This window comes from Parafrankia sp. EUN1f, assembly GCF_000177675.1.
GTDB lineage: Bacteria > Actinomycetota > Actinomycetes > Frankiales > Frankiaceae > Parafrankia.
In genome coordinates this window covers 35,375-61,644 of sequence record NZ_ADGX01000045.1, presented here as the reverse complement: position 1 = coordinate 61,644, position 26,270 = coordinate 35,375, and the positions used below count along the sequence as shown (strand labels likewise).

Below are 26,270 nucleotides of genomic sequence, written 5' to 3'. Positions count from 1 at the left end.
GGCGGTGGCGGCATGTGGGGCTCCACCGGCTGGGGCCGGATGTTCGGCTCGGAGATCGGTACCCAGATCTCCTGGCTGATCCCGACCGCGCTCGTCCTGCTGGTCGCGGGCCTGTGGGTGACCAGGCGGGCAGCCCGGACGGATCCGGCCCGCGCGGCGTTCGTGGTCTGGGGCGGCTGGCTGCTGATCACCATGATCGTGTTCAGCCGGATGAAGGGCATCTTCCACGCCTACTACACGGTGGCGCTCGCGCCGGCCGTCGGCGCGCTCGTCGGCATGGGCGCCGCGGTTCTGTGGCGCCGGCGGGAGCACCCGCTCGCCACGGCCACCCTGGCCGGCACGCTGACGCTGACGGCGATCTGGTCCTACGTCCTGCTGAACCGCACTCCCGACTGGCATCCGTGGATCCGCTGGGCGGTGCTGATCATCGGCTTCGCCGCGGCGCTGCTCTTCGTGGTCTTCCGCTGGCTGCCCCGCGCCGCCCGGCTGGCGGTCGTGACCACGGCCCTGGTCGCCGCGCTGCTCGGCCCGCTGGGGTATTCGATGGCGACCGCGGCGGTGCCTCACACCGGTTCGATCCCGTCGGCCGGGCCGAGCGGGAGCGGCGGATTCGGCGGCATGGGCGGAGGCTTCCCAGGCGGAGGCGGCGGCCGGGGTGGTACCGCCTTCGGTGGCGGCCAGAACGGCACCGGCCAGGGCACCTTCCCCGGCGGCACCGGGGGCTTCCCGGGCGGCACGGGCCAGAACGGCGGTGGCCAGAACGGCACCGGCCAGGGCCAGGGCACCCTCCCCGGCGGCGGCACCGGGGGCTTCCCGGGCGGCGGCACGACGGGCGGCTTCGGCGGCGGTGTCGGCGGTATGGGCGGCGGCGGCATGGGTGGCCTGTTGGGGGCCACCGATCCCAGCGACGAGATCCTCGCGCTGCTGGAGCAGGACGCATCGTCGTACACCTGGGTGGCCGCGTCCGTCGGGTCGAACAACGCGGCCGGCTACCAGCTCGCCACCGGCGACCCGGTGATGGCGATCGGCGGCTTCAACGGCAGCGACCCGTCCCCGACGCTTGAGCAGTTCAAGCAGTACGTCGCGGACGGCCGCATCCACTACTTCATCGGTGGCGGCGGGTTCGGCGGGCAGAGCGGTGGCAGCCAGGCATCCAGCGAGATCGCCGCCTGGGTGCAGGAGAACTTCACCGCCACCACCGTCGACAACGTCACGCTCTACGACCTGACCGCGTCGACCTCGGCGACGTCCTCCGCGTCGGGGAGTTCCTCGGGCAGCTCAAACACCTGATCCGGACTAATCCAGCAGACCTGAAAAAGGCTCAGCAGGTGGCCGGATGGTTCCCTCGTGGACCATCCGGCCACCACCGTCCCGACCGACCCCCAGCCGGGATCTCCATGCCCCGCGAGATAGAAAAGGATCAGCGTCGTGTTTCCTTTTCGTTCCCCTTTTCGAAAGGTTGCGGAGCGGGCTCACAGCGAGCGCACAGCACTGCCACACGGCCGGCACAGCCCGGCCCTCGACAGTGAGGGCATGACCACGGATGCCTGGACCGGCGGCACCAGAGCGACCAGGACGGACGCCGCAATGCCGGCGCGATACAGGGAACCGGGGAGCCGCTCGGAAACAGCCCACCGCGCAGACCAGCCGGTCGACGCACAGCGAGGCTTCTTCACCGAACCGGCGCGAAGCACCGCGCCGCCGGGCGGCACCGATCTGGTACCCAGGCCCCGGAGCGAACGACTTTTCACGGATCGTCCGGTACTCGACGTCGTCATTCCCGTCTACAACGAGGAAAACGACCTGGCTCCCTGCATAGCCCGACTGCACACACATCTGCGGACGACATTTCCATACCCTTTCCAGATCACGGTCGCCGACAATGCCAGCACGGACCGGACGCTGGCGATCGCGTACGCGATGGAGGCCGAGCTCCCCGAGGTCTCGGTGATCCACCTCGACGTCAAGGGGCGCGGCCGGGCACTGCGCGCCGCCTGGGGCATCTCGGTCGCCCCCGTCCTTGCCTACATGGACGTCGACCTCTCGACCGACCTGGCCGCGCTGCTCCCCCTGGTCGCCCCGCTGATCTCCGGGCATTCGGATCTCGCGATCGGGACCCGGCTCGCCCGCTCGTCCCGGGTGGTGCGCGGGCCGAAGCGCGAGGTGATCTCCCGCTGCTACAACCTGCTGCTGCGCGGCACGCTCGCCGTCCGGTTCACCGACGCCCAGTGCGGTTTCAAGGCGATCCGCGCCGATGTCGCCGGGAGCCTGCTGCCGCTCGTCGAGGACAGCGGTTGGTTCTTCGACACCGAGATGCTGGTCATCGCGCAGCGCAGTGGGCTGCGCATCCACGAGGTTCCGGTCGACTGGGTCGACGACCCGGACAGCCGGGTGGACGTCGTCGCGACCGCGATGGCCGATCTGTTGGGCGTCGCCCGGCTCGCCCGCGCGCTCGGCACCGGGGCGCTGCCGATCGCCGAGCTGCGCCGCGAGTTCGGGCGCGCGCCACTGAACGGAGCCTCGATGGTTGCGGGAAACGGGGCCAGCCTGGGCCCGGGGGCGGGAGCCGGGGCAGGGACGGCCGCGGTCGCCGCCGCGGGTCCACGCGGCGCGGGCGGGCCCGTGCCCGGCGTCCCGGCGGGGCTGACCCGGCAGCTGGTGCGCTTCACCGGCGTGGGTGTCGCCAGCACGCTGGCCTATCTGCTGCTGTTCCTGCTGCTGCACGGAGCCACCGGCGCCCAGGCGGCGAACCTAATCGCGCTGCTGGTGACGGCGATCGCGAACACGGCGGCGAACCGCCGGCTCACCTTCGGCGTCAGTGGGCGTGACGACGCGGGCCGCCACCATCTGCAGGGCCTGTTCGTCTTCGCGATCGGTCTCGCGTTGACCAGCGGCTCGCTGGCGGCCCTGCACGCCGTCAGCGACGACCCCGGCCGGCTCCCCGAGCTGACCGTGCTCGTGCTCGCGAACCTGGCGTCAACCGTGATCCGGTTCCTGCTCCTGCGTGCCTGGGTGTTCCATCCGTCCCGGCTGCGCCGCCGCGCCCGCGCCCGGCACGGCGGAACCGCCTGACCGGCAGGCACGCCTCACCGACAGGCACCGCATGGCCCCTGACCACCGGCATCGCCTGACGGAGCGGTGCCGGTGGGGCTGTCTGCTGACAAAACCTGAGGATTGCGGTCGTTGGAACGACCGCAATCCTCAGATCTTGCGGATTCGCAACCCCACCCCACGCGCCCCTCGAAGTCGACGGTCCGGATCCGCCACTTCTCGGGATCTTGCTACGTGTGTCAGGAACTCAGGAGGCCAGTACCAGCAGCAGGTCGCCGACCTCGACGGACTCGCCGCTGGTGCGTACGAGCTCGGTGACGGTGCCGGCGGCGGGGCTGGTGACGGCGGCTTCCATCTTCATGGCCTCGATGACGGCGAGCTTCTGGCCCTTCTCGACGGTGTCGCCGACGGCGACGGCGAACGTGACGATGCCGGGCAGGCCGGCGCCGACGTGGCCGGGGTTGTTCGGGTCGGTGCGCCGGGCCGCGGCGGCGGTGGTGGTGATCGACTTGTCCCGGACCCGGACGGGCCGGGGCTGGCCGTTGACCCGCAGGTACAGGGTGCGCATGCCGGCGTCGTCAGGCTCCCCGATGGTTTCGAGCTCGACGATGATCTCGACGCCGGGTTCGAGGAAGACGTGGGCGGGGCGGCCGGGCTGCAGGCCGAACAGGAACGCCTCGGTGGGGATGACGGAGGAGTCACCGTAGGCGGCGACGGCCTGGGTGTAGTCCTTCCACGGGCCGGGGAACAGCAGCCGGGACAGGGCGGCGCGCCGGCCGGCGCCCGGATCGGCGATGGCGGCGGCGTCGTCGGGGGCGAGGGTGGCGGCCGGCGGTTCGGGGTGGCGCCCGGCCAGCGCACGCTCGCGGAACGGCTCGGCGAACCCGGCGGGCGGGGTGCCCAGCTCCCCGGCGAGGTAGCCCAGGACGCTCGCGGGCAGGTCGTACTCCTCGGGGTGGTCACGCAGCCGGTCGACGTCGACGGAGCCGCCGGCGATGTAAAGGGCGAGGTCGCCGACGACCTTGGAGGTGGGGGTGACCTTGATGGGCTTGCCGAGCAGCTCGTTGGCGACGGCGTAGCACTCGGTGACCTCGGTCCAGCGGTCACCGAGGCCCAGGGAGATGGCCTGCTGGCGCAGGTTGGTCAGCTGACCGCCGGGGATCTCGTGCCGGTACACCGCGCCGGTCGGTGCGCGCAGCCCGGCCTCGAACGGCACATACAGGTCACGGACCGCCTCCCAGTACGCCTCCATCGCGGACAGGGCCGCCAGCGGGATGCCGGTCGCCCGGTCGGTGTGGTCGGTGGCGGCGACGAGCGCGGACAGGTTCGGCTGGCTGGTGCCACCGGACATCGGCGCGGCGGCGGCGTCGACCGCGTCGACCCCGGCCGCGGACGCGGCCAGCAGGGTGGCGAGCTGCCCGCCGGCGGTGTCGTGGGTGTGCAGGTGGACGGGCAGGTCGAACCGTTCCCGCAGCGCGGTGACGAGCTGGCTCGCGGCGGCGGGGCGCAGCAGCCCGGCCATGTCCTTGATGGCGAGCAGGTGCACGCCGGCGTCGACGAGCTGCTCCGCGAGGCGCAGGTAGTAGTCGAGGGTGTAGATCCGCTCACCGGGGTTGGTGAGGTCGCCCGTGTAGCACAGGGTGCCTTCGGCGAGGGCCGTGCCGGTCTCCAGGACGGCCTCGATCGCGGGGCGCATCTGCTCGATGTCGTTGAGCGCGTCGAAGATCCGGAAGATGTCGAGGCCGGTCGCGGCGGCCTCCGCGACGAACGCGCGCACGACGTCGTCCGGGTAGGGGGTGTAGCCGACGGCGTTGCGGCCGCGCAGCAGCATCTGCAGGCAGATGTTCGGCACCGCCGCGCGCAGGGCGGCGAGGCGCTCCCACGGGTCCTCGGACAGGAAGCGCAGCGCCACGTCGTAGGTGGCCCCGCCCCAGCACTCCAGGCTCAGCAGGCCCGGTGTCGCCTCGGCGAACACCGGGGCGGCGGCCAGGATGTCGAAGCTGCGCAGCCGGGTCGCCAGCAGCGACTGGTGCGCGTCGCGCAACGTGGTGTCGGTGACCGCGAGCTCGGTGCGGGCCCGCAGATCGGCGGCCCAGCCGGCCGGGCCGAGGGCGACGAGGCGCTGCCGCGACCCCGAGGCCGGGGTGTCGGCGGACAGCGGCGGCAGCATGGTGCGCGGGTCCGTCAGCGCGCCGCCCGCGGGCCGGGCGTGGCCGTTCACCGTGCTCTCGGCGAGGCGGGCCAGCATGCGGCTGGTCGCGTCGCTGTCATCGGCAGCGCTCAGCAGCCCCGGCCGCTCGTCGATGAAGGACGTCGTCACCCCACCGGCCAGGAAGTCGGGATCGGCCAGCAGGCTGGTGAGAAACTCGATGTTGGTCCGTACTCCGCGCACCCTGAACTCCTTCAGGGCACGGCGGGCCCGCCGCGACGCCTTCTCCAGCGTCGCGCCACGCGCGGTCAGTTTGACCAGCAGCGAATCGAAGTACGGGCTGACCTCCGCACCCGGATAGGTGGCACCGTCCAGGCGTACTCCGGGCCCGCCCGGCGACTGGTAGAAGGTGATCGTTCCGGTGTCGGGCCGGAATCCGTCGGAGGGGTCCTCCGTGGTCACCCGGCACTGGATCGCCGTCCCCCGCAGCGAGACGGACTCCTGCGACAGGTTCAGATCGGCCAGGCTCTCCCCGGCCGCGATCCGCAGCTGCGCACCGACGATGTCGACCCCGGTGACCTCCTCGGTCACCGTGTGCTCCACCTGGATGCGCGGGTTCATCTCCATGAAGGTGAACGTGCCGTCCGCGCCGACCAGGAACTCCACGGTGCCGGCGTTGACGTAGCCCACGTGCCGGGCGAAGCGCACCGCCGCGTCACACAGCGCGTCGCGCACACCGGAGTCCAGCGCCGGCGCGGGTGCGATCTCCACGACCTTCTGGTGCCGGCGCTGCACCGAGCAGTCCCGCTCGAACAGGTGGATCACGTTGCCGTAGCTGTCGGCGAGGATCTGCACCTCGACGTGGCGGGGCCGGTCCACGGCCTGCTCCAGGAACACCGTCCCGTCGCCGAAGGCCGCCGCCGCCTCGCGCGACGCGCTTGTCACCGCGTCGGCCAGGTCCTCGGGCCGCTCGACCCGGCGCAGACCGCGCCCACCGCCGCCACCGGACGCCTTCACGAACAGCGGAAAGCCGACCGCCTCGGCCGCCGCCGCGAAGCCCGTGCCGTCCGGCAGCGGCTCCGAGGCCCGCAGCACCGGAAGGCCCGCCGCGATCGCCGCGTTGCGCGCCGCCACCTTGTCACCGGTCAACCGCAGGACCGCCGGCGGCGGGCCGACGAACGTGACACCGGCCGCCGCGCACGCCTCGGCGAGCACCGCCGACTCCGACAGGAACCCATAGCCCGGATGCAGCGTGTCCGCATCGGCGATCTTCGCGACCCGCAGCAGCGCGTCTATGTCCAGATATCCCCGTACGGGATGACCCGGCTCGCACAGCTCGTACGCCTCGGACGCCTTCGTCCGGTGCAGCGCCGCCACGTCCTCCGGGGTGTAGACCGCGACGGTGCGCAGCCCGAGCTCATACGCGGCCCGGAACACCCGGACCGCGATCTCACTGCGGTTTGCCACAAGCACCTTGCGCACGCGCGGCTCCTCATGGAATGTGCCCCGGAACGTCCCGCACGGACCGAGGGGGTCCGTCGATTTTCGACTGTTTCGCCGGCGAGCGCCAAGATTAGTGACATACATTTCGTCGCCTGGAACGCGGCACCACCCCGCCGACCCGGTATGGATACCCCCTCGCCTGCGAAGATGCCACAACTACGGAACAACAGGGGTTCCCACGCCGCCCACAGACCGACCCCGAAACGGCCCGCCGACCGCCCGGGCCCGCCGTCCGGCCGCGTCACCCCGGGCTCGACGAGCATGCGTCCGCCGACAAGGCGACAGGAAACATGTCAAACATCGGTGACGCTCCGGCTCGGCGCGCCCCACGCTCGCCGACGCCCGCCCCGCAGCCACGCCGTTCCCGCCCCGGTACCCGCGCCGCAGCCGCCCCGTACCCACCCCCGTACCCACCCACCCCCGCAGCCGCGCCGTACCCGCGCCGCAGCCGCGACGCGGTCGTCCCGGCGGGCGGCCATCCACAGGTGCCGATGTCGGAAACCCCCGGCCAGCAGGGGCAGACCACTCCTCCGGGCGCTGATATCCCCAGGCGGACCGCGGTCATCCACAAGTTATCCACAGTCTGGGAGTGTGCCCTCCCCAGAACCGGGCATGATCATGAGGTGCTGCCCTTCGTGGAGAACCTCTCCCTGGTGGACCATCACTGCCACGGGCTGCTCACCCGCGACCTCAGCCGTCCGGACTTCGAGCGCATGCTCACCGAGTCCGACGAGCCCGCCCCGGCCGGCACCACGCTCTTCGACAGTCATGTCGGCTTCGCCGTGCGGCGCTGGTGCGCTCCCGTCCTCGACCTCGCCCCGCACAGCAGTCCCGAGGACTATCTGGCGCGCCGCGGGGAGCTCGGTGTGGAGGAGGTCAACCGACGGTTCGTGCGCGCGGCCGGGATCGGCGCCTTCTGCGTCGACGCCGGCTACCTGCCGGAGCCGCTGATGTCAGCGGGTGAGCTCGCCGTCGCCTGCGGCGCGGCAGGCCACGACATCCTGCGGCTCGAACGGCTCGCCGAGACCCTGGCGGTCGACATCGTCACCGGCCAGCTCGGCGTCAACCACTTCGCCGACACCATCCGCGAGCGGATCGCCGGGGCGAGCCCGACAACCGTGGGGCTGAAGTCCGTCGCCGCCTACCGGGTCGGCCTCGCGCTGCCGGCGGCCCGGCCGACCGACCGTGAGGTCACCGCCGCCGTGCGGGAGTGGATGGCCCTGATCCGGCGGGGAGTGCCCATCCGGCTGGCGAACCCGCTGCTGCACGCCTTCCTGATCTGGACCGGGGTGGACGCCGGTCTGCCCATCCAGATCCACGTCGGCTACGGCGACGCCGATCTCGACCTCGACCGCTGCAACCCGCTGCTGCTCACCGGCCTGCTGCGGGCGCTCGCACCGACCGGGGTGCCGGTGATGCTCCTGCACTGCTACCCCTACCACCGCGAGGCCGGCTACCTGGCCCAGATCCTGCCCACCGTGCACATGGACGTCGGGCTCGCCCTCCAGAACCTCGGGCGCCGGGCGCCGGTGCTGCTCGGCGAGGCGCTTGAGCTGGTCCCGTTCAGCAGGTTCCTGTTCTCCACCGACGCGTTCGGGCTCGGCGAGCTCTACCTGCTCGGCTCGCTGCTGTTCCGCCGAGCCCTGTCGACCGTGCTGGCGGACGGGATCGCCGACGGCGACTGGACCGAGCAGGACGCCACCCGGCTGGCGGAGATGATCGGCGCCGGGAACGCCCGCCGCGTCTACCGGCTGGACGAGCCGGGCCGGGAGACCGCGGCGGTCACCGCCTCGCGCCTCCCGGCGGTCGCGCCAACCGCGGCAGCCGCGTCCGCGACGGTGGAGATCGCGGCGCCGGAGACCGGAGCGCCGGAGACCGCGGCGTCGCCGGTCGAGCCCCAGCCGCAGCCGCAGCCGCACTAGTGTTCGGCGCCTCAGTAGCTCCTTTTCCGGGAGGAGGGCGAAGGGTTGAGGATTTTGGTCGTTCTGGCAACCAAAGTCCTCAGGCCTTGTCAGGTAGCAGTGGCCGCCGCGGCGGCAGCCGGAAGCCGCGATTCGAAGCGTTGAGGATCTCCGTCGTCCCGACGACCATAATTCTCAGATCTTGTCCGGAAGCAGCATCAGCCGAGCCCGCGGGTGGCATCGTGGCCGAGCAGACCGGCCCGACCCCCGCGGCGAGTTGCCATAGGCTGACGGCCCTATGAGCAGGATCGAGCAGCGGCGGGCATTCGCCGGTCCGCGGGCGGCAGCACGATGATCGTCGCGATCGAGGGCGTCGACGGTGCGGGAAAGCACACCCTCACCTCCCGTCTCGTCGAGGCCCTGACCGCGGCCGGGCGCACCGCCGCGACCTTCTCCTTCCCCCGCTACACGGCCGGGCCGCTCGGCACCGCCGTCCGGGCGATGCTCGACGGCGACGAGCGCCTCGCCGGGGTTGCGGGGTCGGCCCGGGCCACGGCCCTGCTGTTCGCCCTCGACCGGGCGAACGCGCTGCCCGAGCTCGCCGCCCGCGCGGCCGAGCACGACGTCCTCCTCGTCGACCGCTACCTGGCTTCCAACGCCGCGTACGGTGCCGCCCGCCTGCCCGCCGACGAGCGGCCTGACTTCCTGGCCTGGATCGCCGAGCTGGAGCTGACCGCCCTGCGCCTGCCGCGGCCGGATCTCCAGGTGCTGCTGGACGTCCCGGTGGAAACGGCCCGCGCGGCGGCCCGCCAGCGCGCCGCCGGCGACGCCACCCGCGCGCTGGACACGTTCGAGCGCGACGAGGGGCTCCAGGAACGCTGCGCCGGCATCTACCGCCACCTGGCGGCGGACGGCTGGGTCGCCCCCTGGATCGTCGCGGACCGGGCGACCGGGGCCGAGGCCGTCCTGGACGCACTGCTGTCCGGGTCGGCGCGGACGCTCCAGTCGTCGCAGTCGCTCTAGCGGTCCCCAGCCCCCAGCCCCCGGTGACCGGGGACCGGGGACCGCGTAGCCGTCCCCAGCCCGGCACGGTCACCGCGGCACGGCGCGGGTTACCCCAACGCGGGCCGCGAGTTGTCCCGCGCGGGCAGAAGTCCCCTGACCGGCCGGAAGGTAGCCCATGAAAACTGTTCCCTGGAGACAGTTTTAGGTTCGGATTCCACTCCGGGTGGCCATGGCCATCAATCATGGAGCGATGTCAGAGTTCATCTATGGGATCCCCTACGGACATCGACCTGTTGCGCGAACTTGAGCCGGTCGCGGAAGCGAACGTCAACCGGCATCTGAGCATCGCGGCGGAGTGGATGCCACACGAGTACGTCCCGTGGAGCCAGGGCCGTGACTTCGACACGACGCCGTGGGCCCCGGAGCAGTCCGTGCTCTCCGAGGCGGCCCAGATGGCCTTCGAGGTCAACCTCCTCACCGAGGACAACCTGCCCAGCTATCACCGCGAGATCGCGGTCGCGTTCGGGCGGGACGGCGCATGGGGGACGTGGGTCGGCCGCTGGACCGCCGAAGAGGGCCGCCACGCGATGGCCATGCGGGACTATCTCCTGGTGACCCGCGCGGTCGACCCCGTGACGCTGGAGCGCGACCGGATGCTGCAGATGCAGCGCGGCTACGACTCCGGGGCGAAGACCGCGCTGGAGGCGATGACCTACGTGTCGTTCCAGGAGCTGGCGACCCGGGTCAGCCACCGCAACACCGGGCGCGTCACCGGCGAGCCCTTCGCCGAGAGGCTGCTCACCCGCGTCGCCGCGGACGAGAACCTCCACATGATCTTCTACCGGAACCTGGTCGCCGCGGCCCTGGAGCTGGCCCCGGAGCGCCTGCTGCCGATCATCCGGGACGAGCTGATGAAGTTCGAGATGCCCGGCACCGGCATCCGGGACTTCGGCCGCAAGGCCCGCTACATCGCCCAGTCCGGCATCTACGACCTGCGGATCCATCACGACGACGTGGTCGCTCCCATCCTGCGGCACTGGAAGCTGCTCAGCCTCGAGGGTCTGTCGGGCGACGCCGCGAAGGCACAGGCGGACATCGGCGTCTTCATGAGCGGCCTCGACGCGCTCGCCACCCGCCAGACGGAGAAGAAGGCCGCCGCAGCGGCCCGCCGGGCCGCCCGCGAGGCACAGCAGCCCACGCCGGTCGCCGCCGGCTGAGCCGGCACACACCCACCCGGAGGGCGGAACGAGGGAAACAGGGGCCCCTGTCGTAACTGCTCCCCGATGTCCGTAGTGTCCGTGGCGTGAGTGGCGGGACCGCCCGGTGCTCACCGCCACCACGCACGAAACGGACGGACCGAAGTGAGCACACATCGCGGGTCCGCGCGACCGATCCCCAGGTCCCAGCTGATTACCGGGGCGCTGGCGGTGATCGCGCTCGTGGCCGCCTTCATGGTCGGGCAGAAGGGCTCGGGCGGCGGCGGCTCCTCGGCCGTGGCCGAGGAATGTCGATCCGGCGCGGCCAGCTCTGGGACGGCTGCCTCCGCACCGGCCTGCCGCACCGCCGCACCGACCTCCCCCACCGGGGCCGGCGACAGCCGCACCCCGGCCACCCCGACCACAACGCCCAGTTCCAGCACCCGGCCGGCGGGGAAGGGCACCGCCGGGCAGACATCGTCCGAGGGCGGCGACAGCGACGCGGCCGACAGCGCCGGCACCACCACAGTGCGCTCACAGTCCGCGACGACCACCCGGCCGAGCAGCACGCGGCCAAGGGCCACGACGGCCAGGCCACGCGCCGGGAACACCCAGGCGCCGGGCCTCGACCTGCGGCTGCCGCCCGTGACGCTCCCAAGCTGCCTCATCGGCTGCGGCTGATCCGAGCGGCCGCGGCCCTCGGTCCGGTATGTCCACCCGGGTTGGCCGGGTGGAGGCAGGACGGGCCGAAGCTTTCGCGTGAGGTTTCACACGGCACCGCGACGTACCAGTGAGTGCACAGGTAATTCAGTTTCATCTCGTATCCGGTTCACAGCTGGGCGCTGTCTCGTTGGAGGGACGTCGACAGCGCCCGCTGTGAACCTGATCCAGACGAACACGAGCACCTGGGCCTCCAGTACGGATCCCCGAGGAGCCGCCATGCCGCCGTCCGCCGCCAGGCCGCGTCCAGCCGCCCCGTCCATCTCCCTTGCCGTGATCGGTGGCACGCTCGCCGGTGCGGCGGTCGACCGGCTGGCCGCGCGGCTCGCGGTCCGCCGCGCCAACCGCCGGCTGAGCGGACGTCTCGGAGCGCTGGACGCGACGGTGCGGGTCCGGCCGCCGCGGTTCCCCTATCTGCTGCACGCGGCCACCGGGCGCCAGGCAGTCCTCGAGGTCAGCGCGACGGCGTCCTACGGCGAGCTGCGACGGTTGCGACGCGGTTGCGATGCCGCCGGCAACACCTGGGACGACCCGGCCTACGCGCTGATGTCCCTGTTCGGCGGCTATCTGGGGGTCTTCGGCGACTCCTGCGGGCCCGTCTTCGACGGCGACCCGGCCAGGATGTCCCCACCCGAGGCGCGGTGGACGGACATCACCTACGGCGGCGACGAGCGACTGTCCATCGGCACCGAGATCGACCTGGGCAACCGCACGCTGGCCATCCGGATCATCGGCATCCCCCTGGTCCGGGACGGCCGCCTCGCCCTGCTGCCGGACGAGATCGTCCTGGGGAACCAGCGGCTGCCGGGTGAGCTGATGACCTCCGCGAACACGGCGGTCTTCGCCGAGCCGGTGGTGATCCTGCCGTCCTTTCCCCGCGGGACCCGTCTCGCCGACGCTGTCGCAACCCCCGAAGGCCTGCGCCTGCGCTTCGAGCAGCGCGAGCCCGCCCGCCACTGACCACCATTGACGCTGGCCACCATTGACGCTGGCCACCACTGACGCTGGCCACCGCTGGCCGTTCGCGCTCCCGCCCTGCGCCGGACGCGGTACGTCCGTTGCGGTATCCCGGTCTACGCCTCGGGACGGATGCCCTTCCGGACCGCCGCCGGTTACCGTCGGAACGATGCAGCGGACCAGTCGTCGGGTCCAGCCGAGGGTCAGCCAGCTCGTCGCGGGCCTCGGGAAGTGGGCCGGGATCGAGGAGAGCACGGGCGTCTGCGACGTTCGCAGCTGTCCGCCTGCCGGCCTGCTCGCGCGCATCCCCTCCGCGACCGTCCGCCGCGTCGCGACGGTGGTGATGGCCGACGTCCTGCCCACGGTGATCCTCGGCGTTGTCTTCCTGGCCGGGTCACGCAACGCGGCCCAGGGGCAGATCCCACCCGGCCGCGAGCTGGACAGCGCCGCCTACGCCCTGCTCGTCCTGGCGACCGGCCTGTTCCCCCTTCGCAGGTACAAGCCGCTGGCACTGTTCGTCGCCGAGGTACTCGTCATCGGCGTCTACACCGCGATCGGTTATCCACATGGGCCCGCGGTCATCGTGGTCGTCATCGCGAGCTTCACGCTCAGCGTGCAGGCCCCGACCCGTACCGCTCGCCGGGCGGCGAAGGGAACCGCGGCGGTTCTGCTGACGGCCACCGTGGTGGCCCACCTCCGCGGCTACGTCGGCGGTGGCTGGGAGCTCGCCTTCGCGTGTGCCGGGATGCTCGCGGTCGCCGTGATCCCGGCGATGCTGGGGGCCCTCATCCGGCTGAGCCGGATCGCGTCGGCGCGGGCCAAGGAGGAACAGACCCGCCGGCGGGTCGAACAGGAGCGCCTGCGGATGGCCCGCGAGGTCCATGACGTCGTCGGCCACGGCCTGTCGATCATCTCGCTGCACGCGGCGGTCGCGCTGCACGTGCTCGACCGGCGGCCGGAACAGGCCCAGGTTGCCCTCGAAGCCATCCGCCGCACCAGCGTCGACGCGCTGAACGAGCTGCGCGCCACGCTCGCGATCACCCGCGCAGGCGACGGCCGCGCCCCCGGCCTGCGCCTCGACACGCCCGGCGGAACACCCGCCGCTCACGGCGAGGCGAACGCCGGCACCGCGCCCACCTCCGCCGGGCCGGATGGGCACGCGGGTCCGAGCAGCTACCCGGCGGGCGGCGAGCCGGTGCCGAACGGCCGCGCGGCGGACGGCCAGGCGGACAGCCGGGCGGCGGACGGCCCGGCGGCAGACGGTCCAGCGGCAGGCGGCCCGGAGGCGGACGACCGGGCGGCGGACGGCGGTCGCGGTGCGCCCCGGACGCCCCAGACCGGCCTGAGCCGGCTGCCGGGCCTGATCTCCGAGGTCCGGCTCTGCGGAACCGCCGTGGACCTGACCACCAAGGGGGACCTCGACGGCCTGCCCGCCGAGGTAGATCTCGCCGCCTATCGGATCGTGCAGGAGTCGCTGACCAACGTGCTGCGCCATGCCGGTGCCGCCGAGGTCAGGGTCGCCCTGCACGCGACCGACATCCGGCTGCGCATCGAGATCGTCGACACGCCCACGCAAGCCGCGGATGCGCCGGACCCGGCGACGACTCCGGCCACAGACGGACACGGCCTTCGGGGTTGCGCGAGCGCGTCGCGGAACTGGGCGGAGCCTTCACCGCCGGGCCACGCCCGGCGGGAGGCTGGTGCGTACGCACCGAGCTGCCGATCGCCGCGCGGACCGCGCTGGGAGCCGCGCAACCACAACCGCAGCCGCAGGCGCGGCCGCAACCACAGCCACTGGCACAGGCACAGGCACAGGCCGACCGAGCCGGGACCGCCGGATGATCCGAGTGGTGATCGCCGACGACCAGCCGCTCATCCGCCTCGGGCTGAAGGTCCTGATCGAGACGGAGGCAGACCTCGAGCTCGTCGGCGAGGCGGAGAACGGCCTGGCCGCGCTCGACCTCGTGCGCCGGGTCAGCCCGGATGTCGCCCTGCTCGACATCCGGATGCCGGGCCTGGACGGGCTGGCGGCGCTGCGGGAGATCACCGCCGACCCTGCGCTGGCAGCCACCCGGGTCGTCATCGTCACCACGTTCGAGCTGGACGAGTACGTCTTCGAGGCGCTGCGCAACGGGGCCTCCGGCTTCGTCCTGAAGGACGCCGAGCCCGCGGACCTGCTGCGGGCCATCCGGGTGGTGGCCGCCGGCGAGTCGCTGCTGTCCCCCACCGTCACCCGCCGGGTCATCGAGGCGTTCGCCCGGCGGCCCAGTGCCCCGGCCGCGGTGGATCTCAGCGGCCTCACCGGCCGGGAACGCGAGGTCATGGGCCTCGTGGGCATGGGCCTGTCCAACGACGAGATCGCGGCCCACCTCGTCATCAGCCCGGCGACCGCGCGAACCCACGTCAGCAGGGTGATGATCAAGCTCGCCGCCCGTGACCGCGCCCAGCTCGCCGTGCTCGCCAACCAGGCCGGGCTCGCGGGCTGAGGCCGCCCAGCGCAGGCGCCCCGGCGACTACTCCCGCAAGCGTAGGTACCGGCCCGCCACTCTGCGCAGACCGATGACGATTTTCGACGGACGACATGACAACCGGTGACGACCAGGCTGAGCGCCATGACAGCAGCCACCACCATCCGGACCGGGCAGGTGACCGGCCCACCGGCGATCGACGTGCGCGGCCTGACGAAACGGTACGGCCGCCGCACCGTCGTCCAGAATCTCGACATCACCGTTCCGGCCGGGGTCGTCGCCGGGTTCGTCGGCCCCAACGGGGCGGGCAAGACAACCACGCTGCGCATGCTGCTCGGCCTCGTCCGGCCGACCGCGGGTGACGGCACCGTGCTGGGCGAGCCGCTGCGGGCGCCCGAGGACTTCCTCCCGCGATGCGGGGCGCTGATCGAGGGCCCCGCGCTGTACCCAGGGCTGTCCGGGCGGCGCAACCTGCACTCGCTGGCCGTCCTCGCCGGGCAGGACCCGGCCATCGCCGACGACGTCCTCGACCAGGTGGGGCTGGCGGGGCGGGCCGACGACGCCTACCGCACCTACTCGCTCGGGATGAAGCAGAGGCTCGGAATCGGAGCCGCCCTGCTGTCCGACCCCGACCTGCTGGTGCTCGACGAGCCGACGAACGGCCTGGACCCCGCCGGCATCCGGCAGATGCGCGACCTCGTGCGATCACTGGCCGAGGCGCCGCCCGGCGAACGGCATCGGGCGCGCACGGTACTGGTCTCGTCCCACCTGCTCGCCGAGATCGAGCAGATCTGTGACTGGCTCATCGTGCTGGAGAAGGGCCGGCTCGCCTACCAGGGCCCGACCGCCAGCTTCATGGCCTCCTCCGGAAGCCGGGTCGAGCTGCGGCCCGAGAGCCCCGACGCGCTGGGCATGCTGGCGGACCTGGTCGCGGGCCTGGGCCTGCCCTGCGAACGGGCCGGTGACCGGGTCCTCGTCGAGATCAGGCCTGCCACGGGAACAGACCCGGCGGGCGACGCGCGGCCGGCGCCCGAGCCGGCCCTCGCCGCGGTCAACCGGGCCGCGCACGCGAACGGGATCACTCTGGTGGAGATGACCTGGCGGCAGGCCAGCCTGGAGGATCGTTACCGGGATCTGGTCGAGGTCACCGCCGGGGGTGCCCAGTGAGCGCGGCACTGCAGGCCACCGTCCGCGCCTACCGCGCCGAGCTCGTCAAGCTGCAGCGTCCGGGGGTGGCCCTGTCCATGGCCGCCGTCACGCTGCTCACCGTGCTGCCCACGGTGCTGGCGATCGTGCTGGCCGACGACACCTTCACCCCGCCGAGCCCGGGCCAGCCGGGCCTGTCGATCTCGATTCCGCAGCTCGAGACGGCGCAGGGCCTGGTCCTGGGCTTCCGGGGCGGCACGACGTTCATCGGGCTGCTCGTCTTCGTGCTCTTCACGGTCAGCATGACCGCCGAGTTCAGCCAGGGCACGGTGCGGAGCCTGTTCCTGAAGGAGCCCCGGCGGTTGAGCTGGCTGGTCGGGCGACTCGGCATCATGCTCTGGACGGTCGCGATCGCGCTGTTCCTCGCGCTCGTGCTGAGCCTGGTCGCCTCGACGGTGCTGGCCGCCGTGCGCGACATCGACACCGGCGAATGGTGGACGGCCACCGCGCTCGGCGAGGTCGCCACCGCCTACCTGAACGCGCTGCTCGCCGCGGCGTTCTTCGCGATCGCGGGCACGGCGCTGGGCATCGCGCTGCGCTCGACGACCGCGGCGCTGGTCGTCGGCATCGCCTGGACCTTCCCCCTCGAGCACATCGTGCAGGACTCGTGGGGCACCGCGACGTCCGTCCTGCCCGGTCTCGTCTTCGACGCGGTGGGGCGCGGCGGTGTGCCGGACGCGTCCTACACGCCGGCGCTGCTCGCCGGGCTCGGCTACGCGGTGGCCGCCCTGGTGTTCGCGTCGGTCAGCCTGCGACGCCGCGACGTGACGGCCTGAGCCGGACGAACCCGCCACCCTGAGCGGCCGCCACCCTGAGCGGCCGCCACGCTGAGCGGCCGCCACGCTGAGCGGCCGCCACGCGCCGCTGCTTCTAAGCAGGAAGTGAGGATTTCGGCTGCCGCAGCGACCGAGATCCTCACTTCTTGCTGACCGTCACGTGGTTCTGCGTCGTTGCCGCTCCACGGCCGGAACCTGCCCCCGAGATCCTGACCAAGGCCATAGGTGTTCACTGGGATCGTGGCCGAGGGAACTCCGGTGGGGCGGCGGGTGGTCTTCGCCATGCTCGGTCTCGGCGCGCTCGGCGTCTTCGTGGGCGCCGACGTGCAGCGCGGCACCGACCGCTTCGTCGCCCCGCTGCGCGAGAACGACCCGACCGGACTGACCGGCCTGCTCCCGTCCAGCGGCTTCCGCTACTACTCGGTGGTCAGCCATGTCCCGACCATGACGGCCGCGGACTACGTGCTGACCGTGCACGGGCTGGTCGATCGCCCGCTGCGGCTCACCCTGGACGATCTCTCCCGGCTGCCGCAGACCGAACTCGTACGCGACTTCCAGTGTGTAACGGGCTGGCGCGTCCCCGACGTCCGCTGGACGGGTGTGCGCCTCGCGGCGCTGCTCGACGCCGCCGGCCCCACGCCCGCGGCCACCGCGCTGACCTTCCGCTCGTTCGACGGCGCCTACGACGAGAGCCTCACCCTGGAGCAGGCTCGCCATCCCGAGGTCCTGGTGGCCCTCACGATGCTGGGCGGCCCGGTCACCCACGACCACGGCGGGCCGGTGCGCCTCTACGTGGCACCGATGTACGGCTACAAGTCGATCAAGTGGCTGGGTGAGATCGAGCTGGTCGACGCGGTCGCCCCGGGCTACTGGGAGCAGCGCGGCTACGACGTCGACGCCTGGATCGGCCAGTCGAACGGGCGCGACGATGAGCCCGTCTGACGAACCACCTCTGGTACGGCGGTTCGGCCGGGCGAGCCGGGCCACGCACTGGTCCACCGCGGTACTGACCGGTGTTTGCCTGGCGACGGCGGCCGTGCTGTATCTCGGCCCGCTGGCGACGCTGGTGGGCCGCCGGCAGATCGTGGCGACCGTCCACCTGTACGCCGGGCTCGCGTTGCCGCTGCCGATGCTCGCCGCCGCCGTCTCCGCCGCGTACCGCCGGGACGTCGCCGCGCTCGACCGGTTCACCGCCGGCGACTGGGCCTGGCTGCGGACCCGCCCGCGCCGCCGGGACCGCGCGGCCGTCGGCAAGTTCAACGCCGGCCAGAAGCTGTACGCCGCGTTCGTCGCGGGTGCCGTACTCGTCATGCTGGGCACCGGCCTGATCATGGAGTTCGGCGGCCCCGGCGCCATCCCCGTCTCCTACCGCACCGGCGCCACCTTCGTTCACGACCTGCTCGCGCTCGGCCTGTTCGCCGGGGTCTGCGGCCATCTGTGGATGGCCTCGCGCGACCCGGTCGCGCTGGTCGGCATGCGCACCGGGATGGTCCCACTCCCCTGGGCACTGCGCGAACATCCCGCCTGGCTCACGGGGCCCGACGGCGGGGCCGGCAGCGGGGCCGACGGCGGGTCGCAGGCCTGAAATGCCGAGCGTTCCCACCCTCACCGGCGCCATCGAACTGCCCGACGGCACCTGGGTCCGCGGGCGCGGCCTGCGCCACCCCCGCCCGGACGGACGATCACCCGACTTCGGTCTCTACCTGGGCTCACCGCGGCTGCGCCGTCGGCACGACGACGCGCTGACCTGGGCGCGCCAGTGGATCGACTGGCCCGACTTCGGGCTGCCCCGTGATCGCGACGAGGCCATCCGGCACATCCACACGCTGCACGAACGTGCGCAGCCCGCCGGCTCGGCGGTCGAGGTCGCGTGCGGCGGCGGCGTCGGACGCACCGGCACGGTCATCGCCTGCCTCGCCGTGCTGACCGGCCTGGACCCCGCCACCGCCATCACCTGGACCCGGGAAAACCACCACCCCCGGGCGGTCGAGACCCCCTGGCAGCGCAGATGGGTCGCCACATTCCGCCTGCCACAGATCGACGCCGATCAAGATCTCTAGTCGGTGGGCAGGGAGGTTCGCACTCCACGAGCGCGGGACCTCCGAGAGCCCGAGCGCCTGGTAGCCCGGTAGCCCGGTTTGGCGAGTCGCAAGAGTGAACGATTTTGGTCGTTCCGACGACCAAAATCCTTCTTTCTTGCGGGTCGCCAGGCGAATCTGCGCCCCCTTTTGCACCCTTTTATGGTGAATTGCTGGTGCCGTGCGGCGCTGGCCGGCGGCAGGGAACCGCCGAGGCACCGCTCCAGCGCCACCCGGCCAGCTTTCGATCACCTCTGGGTGACCGTCGGCCCGCGTCCGACGCGGGCCGACGGTCACCCAGACGGGCTGATCGTTGACAGTCACTACCTAGCCGTTATACATAACCGTTATGCAGACCGGCTGGACGTCGCACGGCGCCTCGTGAGGTTCCTGATGCTTGCCCTGCTCGACCGCGGGCCCGCGCACGGCTACGAGCTCAAACGAGCCCATGACGAGCTGTTCGGTGACGTGGCGCCACCGGTCAACGTCGGCCAGATCTACGTGACCCTGACCCGGCTCGAACGTGACGGTTCGGTCGTCCATCACGTCGAGGCCAACGCGGACGGGCCCGATCGCAAGATCTACGAGCTCACCGAGGTCGGCCGCAAGGCGCTGCGCGGCTGGCTGGCTGATCCGTCCGAGCTGCCCGTGGGCAAGAGCGACATCGTGCTGAAGCTGGTCGCGGGCCTGATCACCGACGGGACGATCGCCCCAGCCGTCGCCGAGCACCGGATGCGCTGCATCCAGGCCCTGCGCACGCTGGCCGACCTGCGGGCGACGAAACGCCCGGCCGGCCAGTCCCGCGACCCCGGCGGCCTGAACGAGGCCGCCAACACCGACGACACCCGTGCCACCAGCACCAACACCACCGGCGGCACCGGCGGCACCGGCGGTCGAACAGACCTGCCTGTCGGCCTCGGCGATCTGCTGCGCGAGGCCTCCGTCCTGCACCTGCAGGCCGAGCTGCGCTGGCTCGACCTGGTCGAGGAACGACTTTCGGGGAGATTGTGATCATGGAGCCGAAGCCGTCCAGCTCGGCGGGAACGCCGATCATCGAGGTGACCGGGCTGACGAAGGCGTTCGGGCGGGCGCCGGCGAAGCGGGTCGCCCTGCGCGGGGTGGACCTGAGCGTCGCGCCCGGGGAATGGGTGGCGATCGTCGGGCCGAGCGGCTGCGGCAAGTCGACCCTGCTGCACCTGCTCGCCGGGCTGGACACGGCCGACTCCGGGTCGGTCCGCCTCGCCGGGGAGGAGATCAGCGCGCTCTCGGCTGGCCGGCGCGCCCTCGCTCGCCGGCACCGGGTCGGGCTGGTCTTCCAGGCCTACAACCTCGTCCCCCACCTGACCGTGCAGGCCAACGTGGAGCTGGGCATGCGGGTGGCCGGCACCGGGCGGCGGGCGACCCGCGCCCGGGCCCAGGAGCTGCTCGACCTGCTCGGCCTGTCGGACGTCGCCCGGGCGCTGCCGGCCACGCTGTCGGGTGGCCAGCAGCAGCGGGTGGCGATCGCCCGGGCCGCGGCGACCCGCCCCGACGTGCTGCTCGCCGACGAGCCGACCGGCGCGCTCGACAGCGAGGCCACGGGCACGGTCGTCGATCTGCTGCGCACGGAGAACGCAGGCGGGCGGACGGTCGTGATGGTGACCCACGACTACGCGGTGGCGGCCACCGCGGACCGCATCGTCTTCCTCCGCGACGGGAAGGTCACCGACGAACGGCGCCCCCGAGGCCTGACCGACAGCGGGGGCGTGGTCGGGGTCCTGCCCGGCCCCGGCCCCGGCGCCACCGCGGCGGCCGGCTCCAGCTCGGGCGACGACGCCGAAGGCCCAGAACCGGCTGGCACCGGCACCGGCGACGTCGACCTGCTGGGCCTTGGGAGCTGGTGATGAGTGCGATCATCGCCCTGACCATGGCGGGGCTGCGCAGCCGCGGCCGTGCCGGGACCGCTGTGCTCCTCCTGGTTCTCGTCATCGCCGCGACAGGGCTGACCGCGGGGGTGAGCGTGGCCCGCGGCGGCGAGGGCCGGCTCGACGACCTGGCCGAACGGACGAACGTGGCCGACGTCGTCGTCCAGGCCCGGGGCCTTCCCGCGGAGCCCACCGCGGCCACCGCGGCCACCGCGGTCACCCCGGGAACCCCGGGAACCACGGCCACCACGGCCACCACGGCCACCACGGCCACCACGCGGGACGGTGCCGCGACGCTGGCCGGTGTGCCCGGGGTCCGGGCGGTGGCCGGGCCGCAGCGCGTCGTCGACGGCGAGCTGGTCACCGGCACGGGGCCGGCGGACCTCGAGTCCGCCGAGGTGGCGGCGGCCGATGATCCCGACCAGGTGGTCGGCGCCTCCCAGGTGACCGCCGGCCGGTGGCTCGACGGCCCGGGTGAGCTGGTCGTCGAGCGCAGCGCCGCCACCCATCTCGGACTGGTGCCGGGGTCGGCGGTCACCCTGCGCACCTCCGGTGGCGCGGACGTCCCGTTCACCGTGGTCGGCACCGCTACCGATCTGACCGACTGCGCCTTTCCGGACTGCGACCCGATCCGCATGTTCGCCAGCTCGTTCGGGGTGCGCCGGCTCGACCCGACGGGGACGGCGTCGTCCACCAGGTATCTGCTCGACGCCGCACCCGGCACCGACCCCGAGGAGCTGGCCGGACGCCTCCAGCGTGACCATCCCGACCTGGCCGGCTGGACCAACACATGGCCGGACACCCGCGGGGACATCCTCGTGGCGTCCCGGATCTTCGGCCGGTTCGTCTCCGCCTTCGGTGTCTTCCTGCTGGTCGCCTGCGCGATCGTCATCGCCGGGACGATGACGATCCGGGTCATCCGGCAGCGGCGGGAGATCGCCGTGCTGGGCGCGGTCGGCTGCCGGCCCCGGGAGATCGTCGCCGCCCTCGTCGGCGAGCACCTCGTTCTCGGCCTCGCCGCGGCGGCCGCGGGGTGGGCGCTGGGCTCCCTCGTCTCGCCGCTGCTCGATCTCGGCGCGGCGCCGCTCGCCGGCCGGCCCGCACCGGTGTGGTCGGTGGCCGACCTGCTCCTCACCGCCGGCGTGCTGAGCCTGGTGCTGATCATCGCGACGATCAGCCCCGCCGTCCGGGCCGCGCGGGCACCGGTCACCGAGGCGCTGCGCGACAGCCCGTCGGTCGGAAGGCTGTGGTCGCGGGGGCCGGCGACCCGGGTGCCGGCACAGCTGAGCCTGCTCGGGCTGGGTCCGCTGGCCACCAGGCCTGCCCGCACCGGGCTGAGCACGCTGGCCGTCGTCGTCGCTGTCGTCGGCCTCATCGTGACCGGTGGATTCCTGCGCATCGTCGAAAGTGCGGCGACCGACCCGTTCCAGACCGGCAGCCCCTGGGACGTCACGGTGAGCGCGCAGGCCTCGGACAGCGCGCCCGCGCAGGACGGCAGCGGCACGCAGCACAGCACCGCCACACAGGACGGTGCTGCCACACAGGACGTCGCAGCAGCACCGGACGTCGCGGGGGCGCGGGGCGCCGAGGCCGCGCGGGGCGCCGAGGCCGCGCGGATCGGCTCGGTCGTGCGGGCCGCGCCGGGAGTCGCGAGCTGGTACGCCGAGGCCAACCGCCCGGCGAACCTCGGCGGCGAGACCGTGCTGGCCCGGGCCTTCGACGGTGGCCCGCCGGCCTACCAGGTCGGCGCCGGGCGGCTTCCGCTCGGCGCGGGCGAGGTCGCCGTCGGCTACGGGCTGATCGCCGACCACGGCCTGACAGTCGGCGGCACCGTGGCGTTCGAGGTCGCCGGAGCCGCCCACACCGCTCGGGTGGTCGGCTGGTACCGGACCACCGAGGACACCGGCGACATCCTGCTGCTGCCGATGGCGGAGCTGCGCCGCACCGAACCGGGTGCCGTGGCGACGGTCTTCCGGCTGACAGCCGGGCCGTCGGTCAGCCCGGCGACGCTCGCCGACCAGCTCAGCGAGGCCGTGGGTGATGACGTCCCGCTCGAGCTGCAGGACAGCTCAACCGAGGGTCTCGCCATGGTCCGAACGGCCATGCTCTCGATCGCCGGCCTGGTCGCCGCGGTCGCGCTGGTGAACCTGCTCTCCACCCTGCTCGCCGGCAATCGGGAGAACGGGCGGGCGCTGGGTGTTCTCGGGGCGCTCGGGCTCACCCCGCGCCAGCTCGTCGGGCAGGGAGCGGTGGCCGGCGCCGCGCTCGGCATGCTCGGTCTGGCGGTGGGGATCCCGCTCGGCCTGGTCTGCTTCCGTGTGCTGAGCGATCTCGTCTCCGCCAGCATCGGGATGGGCCCGGGGTACGGGAACGGACCGGGCCTCGGCGTGCTGCTGGGCCTCGTGGTGACCCCCCTCGCCTGCGCGGCCGCCGGTGGCCTCGCCGCCCGCGTCCTCGCCGCGCGGCCGGTCTCGCACCTGCTGCGCTGGGACTGACTCCGCAGGAAATCCTGAGCCGCAGACTGTCGTCACTTCCGCTGCCGCTGCCGCCGCTGCTGCCGCCGCCGCTGCCGCCGCTGCCGCTGCTACTGCCGCTGCCGCCGCCGCCGCTGCCGCTGCTACTGCCGCTGCCGCTGCTACTGCCGCTGCCGCTGCTACTGCCGCTGCCGCTGCCGCTGCCGAGCAAGATCTGAAGATCGCGGCCCAACGACCAGAATCCTCAGATCTTCGAGCCGCGACTTCGGGCCGCCACTGCTGCAGAGCAAGGTCCGAGGATCAGGGTCGCCGGGCCGGAGCTCGCCGGGCCGGAGCTCGCCGGGCCGGGTCGCCGACCCGGGGGTCGCCAGCCCGGGTCGCCGGGTCGGGGGTCGCCGCTGTTACGCGCATGCGCATCGTTACCCCACAGGCGTATGTGCGGTGACAGCGGAACCAGGGCCGGGCGGGGGCCAGACCCTCCGCACCTGTTCGGTTGCGGCATCACCACCACCTGGCCGCGAAGCAAGTTCAATTAACAAATTGAGTGCCGAATCAACGCCAGAATCACCGCAAGGTGTCGGCCAGACGACAAGGTGCGGCCCGAAACAACCATCGCTCACGCAGAGCGACAGTCCGTGCGGGATAGCTCCCCCCGCCTACGTGGCCACCCACCTCCGTGTACGCTGCCGTCACAACTGTCTAGTCACGTCAGGGTGACCAGTAGGAGTTTCGTCAGACCAAGCCCTGTGGAGGGTCGTCCGCTCAGGAGTAGGCGGGTGGGATCGGGGGGTCCACAACGACACCGCCCGGCACGTCACGGCCGGGCACGGAGGGATGTCCGCGGTGAGACATCGTGCGGAGGGCCAGCCCAGCCCGCGCAGAAAACCGTCCGGATTGCGCCGTCGATGGCGTGGTCCAGTCAGAAATCCCGCCTGGATAGCTTCGCTGAGCATCATGGCATTCGTCGCGGTGGCGGTCGGATGGACGCTGGCCCCGGAGCGGGACGGTGATTCCTCGGCCGTCGTCGAGGCATCGGCCATCGACCCCAAGGACCTCCGGGAAGCCCGCCCGGACGTCAACACCGGCGGCGGCCAGGACACGACGTCCCCGTCGCCGAGCCCGAGCCTGAGCCCCTCCCCCGTCGCGACGACGGCGGCGGCGACCACACCACCCGCGGCGACCACACCGCCCACCACCCCCCGCGCACAGCCCTCGGCGCGGCCGGCTCCAACACCCCCTCCGGTGGTGGCGGCGGCAGGGTGCCCGGTGGCATGAGCGGCGTCTACGCGAACAACCTGACCACGGTGCGCGACTGGGAGGCACTGCGGGGATCGGCGGTGAACGTCGTCCTGACCTTCGCCGACAGGGGAAGCTGGGAGACGATCACGCATCCGTGGCTCGGCGGCAGCACGGAGAAGTTCGCCGGCTTCGCCGGCACGTGGGTGATCTCCCAGCCCTTCTTCCCCACCGGCCAGGGCAGCATCTCCGCATGCGCGTCCGGTGCCTACAACAGCCACTGGGCCGAGTTCGGCCGCTGGCTGGTCAGCAAGGGCCGGCCGGCGACCATCATCCGGCTCGCCTGGGAGTTCAACGGCACCTGGTTCGAATGGTCGGTGCGCGGCAACCCGGGCGCCTGGGCGAGCTGCTACCGCCAGGTTGTGTCCGCCGTCCGCTCGACGGACCCGCAGGCCCGTTTCGACTGGGCGATGAACGCGCACAGCTCCAGCCCCTGGGATGCCTACCCCGGTAACGAGTACGTCGACATCATCGGCATCGACTCCTACGACCAGTGGCCCGCCAGCACCACCGCGGAGATCTTCGACAAGCAGTGCTTCCAGGCGGTGGGCCTGTGTGCGGCCATCGCCTTCGCCCGGGCGAACGGCAAGCAGTTCTCCGTCCCCGAATGGGGCCTGGTCGCCAGTTCGGGCACCGAGGCGGGCCGGTCCGGGCAGGCCGGCGGCGACAACCCGGTCTACATCCAGAAGATGTACGACACCTTCCGCGCGAACGCGGATGTGCTGGCCTATGAGACCTACTTCAAGGACTCCCGCGCCGGGAACGTGCACTCGTCGCTGATCAACCCCAACGAGAATCCCAACAGCTCAGCCCTCTACGCCTCGCTCTGGTAGCAGCGAGCGACCGAACCTCCTGCCGCCGATCCGCGCGGCAGGAGGTTCAGCGGGCGGTCTCCCGGTTGCCGGCACCAGCCGGCGCCGCGACAGCTCGCGCCGTGACGGCCGCGACGGCCTCGGGCGTGCCCCGCAGCTCGACCTGGGCCGCGGCGTACCGCCCGAAGGCGAAGAGCAGGAGCTCCTCCGGCGGGCCCACTATCTCGACGACCGGCTCCCGGCGGCGCAGGGTGAGCCGCCCGGGCGCATCGGTCCGTTCCGCGACCACGCCGACCGCGCTGTGCCGGAACTCGGCGAGCCCGATCAGCCGCAGCGCGGCCCACATGGCATCCCGATCGAGAGTCGCGTCGTCCGCACCGGCCGGGACGTCCGCGACGGCCGGGACACGGCCGGGCGCGGCCCGGCGCAGGTCCTCGGTGTGGACGAAGAACTCGACCAGGTTGGCCGCGTCGTCCAGGGGTCCGAACCGGGTCGGGTGCCACCAGGGCGGGCCGCCGCGGAACATCTCGACCAGCTCGGGGTAGTTGTGTGCACGCATCGTCGCCCGTTCAGCACTTTCCGTCAGGCCGCGCAGCGCGCCGACGACCAGACCGGGGCCGGCCCACGGCACCCGCTCCCGGGTGACCAGGTGAGCGGCCAGGTCGTGCGCACTCCAGCCCGCGCACAGCGTGGGGCTGGCCGGCCCGAGGTCACGAAGCAGGTCCGCGAGAATCTCCCGTCTCACCCTTGCGCGCCCAGCAGCCATGCGGTGAC

19 protein-coding genes and 2 pseudogenes are annotated in these 26,270 nt (G+C 72.6%); 18 read left to right on the top strand and 3 right to left on the bottom strand.

The genetic code is table 11. The annotated features are described in order from the left end of the window. Both FREUN1FDRAFT_RS15715 and FREUN1FDRAFT_RS15710 read left to right on the top strand, forming a co-directional pair. A pseudogene (locus FREUN1FDRAFT_RS15715) lies at window positions 1-1,290 on the top strand (glycosyl transferase); the annotation flags it as partial. Between the two features lie 297 nt (window positions 1,291-1,587). Beyond that, complete coding sequence (locus FREUN1FDRAFT_RS15710) at window positions 1,588-3,072, top strand: bifunctional glycosyltransferase family 2/GtrA family protein (protein WP_157474815.1); 1,485 nt, start codon at window positions 1,588-1,590, stop codon at window positions 3,070-3,072. 226 nt (window positions 3,073-3,298) lie between these two features. Here the strand turns inward: FREUN1FDRAFT_RS15710 and FREUN1FDRAFT_RS15705 are convergent, their stop codons facing one another. Further along, a complete protein-coding gene (locus FREUN1FDRAFT_RS15705; protein WP_006541084.1) occupies window positions 3,299-6,682 on the bottom strand; it encodes a pyruvate carboxylase in 3,384 nt (1,127 codons plus the stop codon). A 512-nt stretch (window positions 6,683-7,194) separates the two neighbouring features. On the opposite strand from FREUN1FDRAFT_RS15705, the gene FREUN1FDRAFT_RS15700 reads away from it, so the two are divergent. The 3 genes from FREUN1FDRAFT_RS15700 to FREUN1FDRAFT_RS15690 all read left to right on the top strand — a co-directional run bounded on the left by FREUN1FDRAFT_RS15700 (window position 7,195) and on the right by FREUN1FDRAFT_RS15690 (window position 10,826). Next, window positions 7,195-8,625: an amidohydrolase family protein gene (locus FREUN1FDRAFT_RS15700; RefSeq protein ID WP_006541083.1), complete on the top strand. Its 1,431-nt coding sequence runs from the start codon at window positions 7,195-7,197 to the stop codon at window positions 8,623-8,625. A 330-nt stretch (window positions 8,626-8,955) separates the two neighbouring features. After that, the gene (locus FREUN1FDRAFT_RS15695) at window positions 8,956-9,627 is read left to right on the top strand and encodes a dTMP kinase (RefSeq protein ID WP_006541082.1); all 672 of its coding nucleotides are present in this window, start codon (window positions 8,956-8,958) and stop codon (window positions 9,625-9,627) included. A gap of 248 nt (window positions 9,628-9,875) precedes the next feature. Continuing rightward, entirely contained in the window at window positions 9,876-10,826 is a 951-nt protein-coding gene (locus FREUN1FDRAFT_RS15690; protein ID WP_006541081.1) for an acyl-ACP desaturase, read from the top strand. Between the two features lie 110 nt (window positions 10,827-10,936). Here the strand turns inward: FREUN1FDRAFT_RS15690 and FREUN1FDRAFT_RS15685 are convergent, their stop codons facing one another. Continuing rightward, window positions 10,937-11,473, bottom strand: a complete 537-nt coding sequence (locus FREUN1FDRAFT_RS15685) for a hypothetical protein (RefSeq protein ID WP_006541080.1) — start codon at window positions 11,471-11,473, stop codon at window positions 10,937-10,939. Window positions 11,474-11,744: 271 nt separating this feature from the next. Between FREUN1FDRAFT_RS15685 and FREUN1FDRAFT_RS15680 the strand changes: the two genes are divergently transcribed. The 13 genes and pseudogenes from FREUN1FDRAFT_RS15680 (at window position 11,745) to FREUN1FDRAFT_RS15620 (ending at window position 25,517) form a co-directional block, all read left to right on the top strand. Further along, entirely contained in the window at window positions 11,745-12,485 is a 741-nt protein-coding gene (locus FREUN1FDRAFT_RS15680) for a hypothetical protein (RefSeq protein WP_006541079.1), read from the top strand. Between the two features lie 166 nt (window positions 12,486-12,651). Continuing rightward, window positions 12,652-13,461: pseudogene (locus tag FREUN1FDRAFT_RS48040) on the top strand (histidine kinase); the annotation flags it as partial. A gap of 859 nt (window positions 13,462-14,320) precedes the next feature. Next, entirely contained in the window at window positions 14,321-14,968 is a 648-nt protein-coding gene (locus FREUN1FDRAFT_RS15670; RefSeq protein WP_006541077.1) for a response regulator transcription factor, read from the top strand. 126 nt (window positions 14,969-15,094) lie between these two features. Beyond that, window positions 15,095-16,117, top strand: coding sequence for an ABC transporter ATP-binding protein (locus FREUN1FDRAFT_RS15665; RefSeq protein ID WP_006541076.1), 1,023 nt, complete (start codon window positions 15,095-15,097; stop codon window positions 16,115-16,117). Then, on the top strand, window positions 16,114-16,932 hold the full coding sequence (locus FREUN1FDRAFT_RS15660) for a hypothetical protein (protein WP_006541075.1): 819 nt from the start codon (window positions 16,114-16,116) through the stop codon (window positions 16,930-16,932). Before FREUN1FDRAFT_RS15665 ends, FREUN1FDRAFT_RS15660 begins: the two co-directional genes overlap by 4 nt. A gap of 282 nt (window positions 16,933-17,214) precedes the next feature. Continuing rightward, window positions 17,215-17,874, top strand: a complete 660-nt coding sequence (locus FREUN1FDRAFT_RS15655; protein WP_198144338.1) for a molybdopterin-dependent oxidoreductase — start codon at window positions 17,215-17,217, stop codon at window positions 17,872-17,874. Next, window positions 17,861-18,517: a cytochrome b/b6 domain-containing protein gene (locus FREUN1FDRAFT_RS15650; protein ID WP_006541073.1), complete on the top strand. Its 657-nt coding sequence runs from the start codon at window positions 17,861-17,863 to the stop codon at window positions 18,515-18,517. Before FREUN1FDRAFT_RS15655 ends, FREUN1FDRAFT_RS15650 begins: the two co-directional genes overlap by 14 nt. A gap of 1 nt (window position 18,518) precedes the next feature. Continuing rightward, window positions 18,519-18,992 (top strand): protein-tyrosine phosphatase family protein, encoded by a 474-nt coding sequence (locus FREUN1FDRAFT_RS15645; protein WP_006541072.1) that lies wholly within the window; start codon window positions 18,519-18,521, stop codon window positions 18,990-18,992. A 411-nt stretch (window positions 18,993-19,403) separates the two neighbouring features. After that, a complete protein-coding gene (locus FREUN1FDRAFT_RS39850; protein WP_157474813.1) occupies window positions 19,404-20,021 on the top strand; it encodes a PadR family transcriptional regulator in 618 nt (205 codons plus the stop codon). A gap of 2 nt (window positions 20,022-20,023) precedes the next feature. Next, a complete protein-coding gene (locus FREUN1FDRAFT_RS15635) occupies window positions 20,024-20,893 on the top strand; it encodes an ABC transporter ATP-binding protein (RefSeq protein ID WP_006541070.1) in 870 nt (289 codons plus the stop codon). Continuing rightward, entirely contained in the window at window positions 20,893-23,409 is a 2,517-nt protein-coding gene (locus tag FREUN1FDRAFT_RS39845; protein ID WP_006541069.1) for an ABC transporter permease, read from the top strand. The genes FREUN1FDRAFT_RS15635 and FREUN1FDRAFT_RS39845 overlap by 1 nt, the downstream gene beginning before the upstream one ends. Before the next feature lie 933 nt (window positions 23,410-24,342). Beyond that, complete coding sequence (locus FREUN1FDRAFT_RS46330; protein ID WP_006541068.1) at window positions 24,343-24,663, top strand: hypothetical protein; 321 nt, start codon at window positions 24,343-24,345, stop codon at window positions 24,661-24,663. Then, window positions 24,660-25,517: a glycoside hydrolase family 26 protein gene (locus tag FREUN1FDRAFT_RS15620; RefSeq protein WP_006541067.1), complete on the top strand. Its 858-nt coding sequence runs from the start codon at window positions 24,660-24,662 to the stop codon at window positions 25,515-25,517. Before FREUN1FDRAFT_RS46330 ends, FREUN1FDRAFT_RS15620 begins: the two co-directional genes overlap by 4 nt. Before the next feature lie 46 nt (window positions 25,518-25,563). On the opposite strand, the gene FREUN1FDRAFT_RS15615 is transcribed toward FREUN1FDRAFT_RS15620, so the two are convergent. Further along, window positions 25,564-26,262 carry a TIGR03085 family metal-binding protein gene (locus tag FREUN1FDRAFT_RS15615; protein ID WP_006541066.1) on the bottom strand — a complete coding sequence of 233 codons (699 nt, stop codon included), beginning with the start codon at window positions 26,260-26,262 and terminating at the stop codon, window positions 25,564-25,566. Window positions 26,263-26,270: the final 8 nt, after the last annotated feature.

What these genes read in the sequence shown, in the direction of transcription:
- FREUN1FDRAFT_RS15695 (WP_006541082.1), top strand. Translation starts at nt 8,956, where the DNA reads ATGATCGTCGCGATCGAGGGCGTCGACGGTGCGGGAAAGCACACCCTC.
- FREUN1FDRAFT_RS15680 (WP_006541079.1), top strand. Translation starts at nt 11,745, where the DNA reads ATGCCGCCGTCCGCCGCCAGGCCGCGTCCAGCCGCCCCGTCCATCTCC.
- FREUN1FDRAFT_RS46330 (WP_006541068.1), top strand. Translation starts at nt 24,343, where the DNA reads ATGGCATTCGTCGCGGTGGCGGTCGGATGGACGCTGGCCCCGGAGCGG.
- FREUN1FDRAFT_RS15665 (WP_006541076.1), top strand. Translation starts at nt 15,095, where the DNA reads ATGACAGCAGCCACCACCATCCGGACCGGGCAGGTGACCGGCCCACCG.
- FREUN1FDRAFT_RS15690 (WP_006541081.1), top strand. Translation starts at nt 9,876, where the DNA reads ATGGGATCCCCTACGGACATCGACCTGTTGCGCGAACTTGAGCCGGTC.
- FREUN1FDRAFT_RS15645 (WP_006541072.1), top strand. Translation starts at nt 18,519, where the DNA reads ATGCCGAGCGTTCCCACCCTCACCGGCGCCATCGAACTGCCCGACGGC.
- FREUN1FDRAFT_RS39845 (WP_006541069.1), top strand. Translation starts at nt 20,893, where the DNA reads ATGAGTGCGATCATCGCCCTGACCATGGCGGGGCTGCGCAGCCGCGGC.
- FREUN1FDRAFT_RS15700 (WP_006541083.1), top strand. Translation starts at nt 7,195, where the DNA reads ATGTCGGAAACCCCCGGCCAGCAGGGGCAGACCACTCCTCCGGGCGCT.
- FREUN1FDRAFT_RS15710 (WP_157474815.1), top strand. Translation starts at nt 1,588, where the DNA reads ATGCCGGCGCGATACAGGGAACCGGGGAGCCGCTCGGAAACAGCCCAC.
- FREUN1FDRAFT_RS39850 (WP_157474813.1), top strand. Translation starts at nt 19,404, where the DNA reads ATGCTTGCCCTGCTCGACCGCGGGCCCGCGCACGGCTACGAGCTCAAA.
- FREUN1FDRAFT_RS15615 (WP_006541066.1), bottom strand. Translation starts at nt 26,262, where the DNA reads ATGGCTGCTGGGCGCGCAAGGGTGAGACGGGAGATTCTCGCGGACCTG.
- FREUN1FDRAFT_RS15650 (WP_006541073.1), top strand. Translation starts at nt 17,861, where the DNA reads ATGAGCCCGTCTGACGAACCACCTCTGGTACGGCGGTTCGGCCGGGCG.
- FREUN1FDRAFT_RS15670 (WP_006541077.1), top strand. Translation starts at nt 14,321, where the DNA reads ATGATCCGAGTGGTGATCGCCGACGACCAGCCGCTCATCCGCCTCGGG.
- FREUN1FDRAFT_RS15635 (WP_006541070.1), top strand. Translation starts at nt 20,024, where the DNA reads ATGGAGCCGAAGCCGTCCAGCTCGGCGGGAACGCCGATCATCGAGGTG.
- FREUN1FDRAFT_RS15655 (WP_198144338.1), top strand. Translation starts at nt 17,215, where the DNA reads ATGCTCGGTCTCGGCGCGCTCGGCGTCTTCGTGGGCGCCGACGTGCAG.
- FREUN1FDRAFT_RS15620 (WP_006541067.1), top strand. Translation starts at nt 24,660, where the DNA reads ATGAGCGGCGTCTACGCGAACAACCTGACCACGGTGCGCGACTGGGAG.
- FREUN1FDRAFT_RS15685 (WP_006541080.1), bottom strand. Translation starts at nt 11,473, where the DNA reads ATGAGGCAGCTTGGGAGCGTCACGGGCGGCAGCCGCAGGTCGAGGCCC.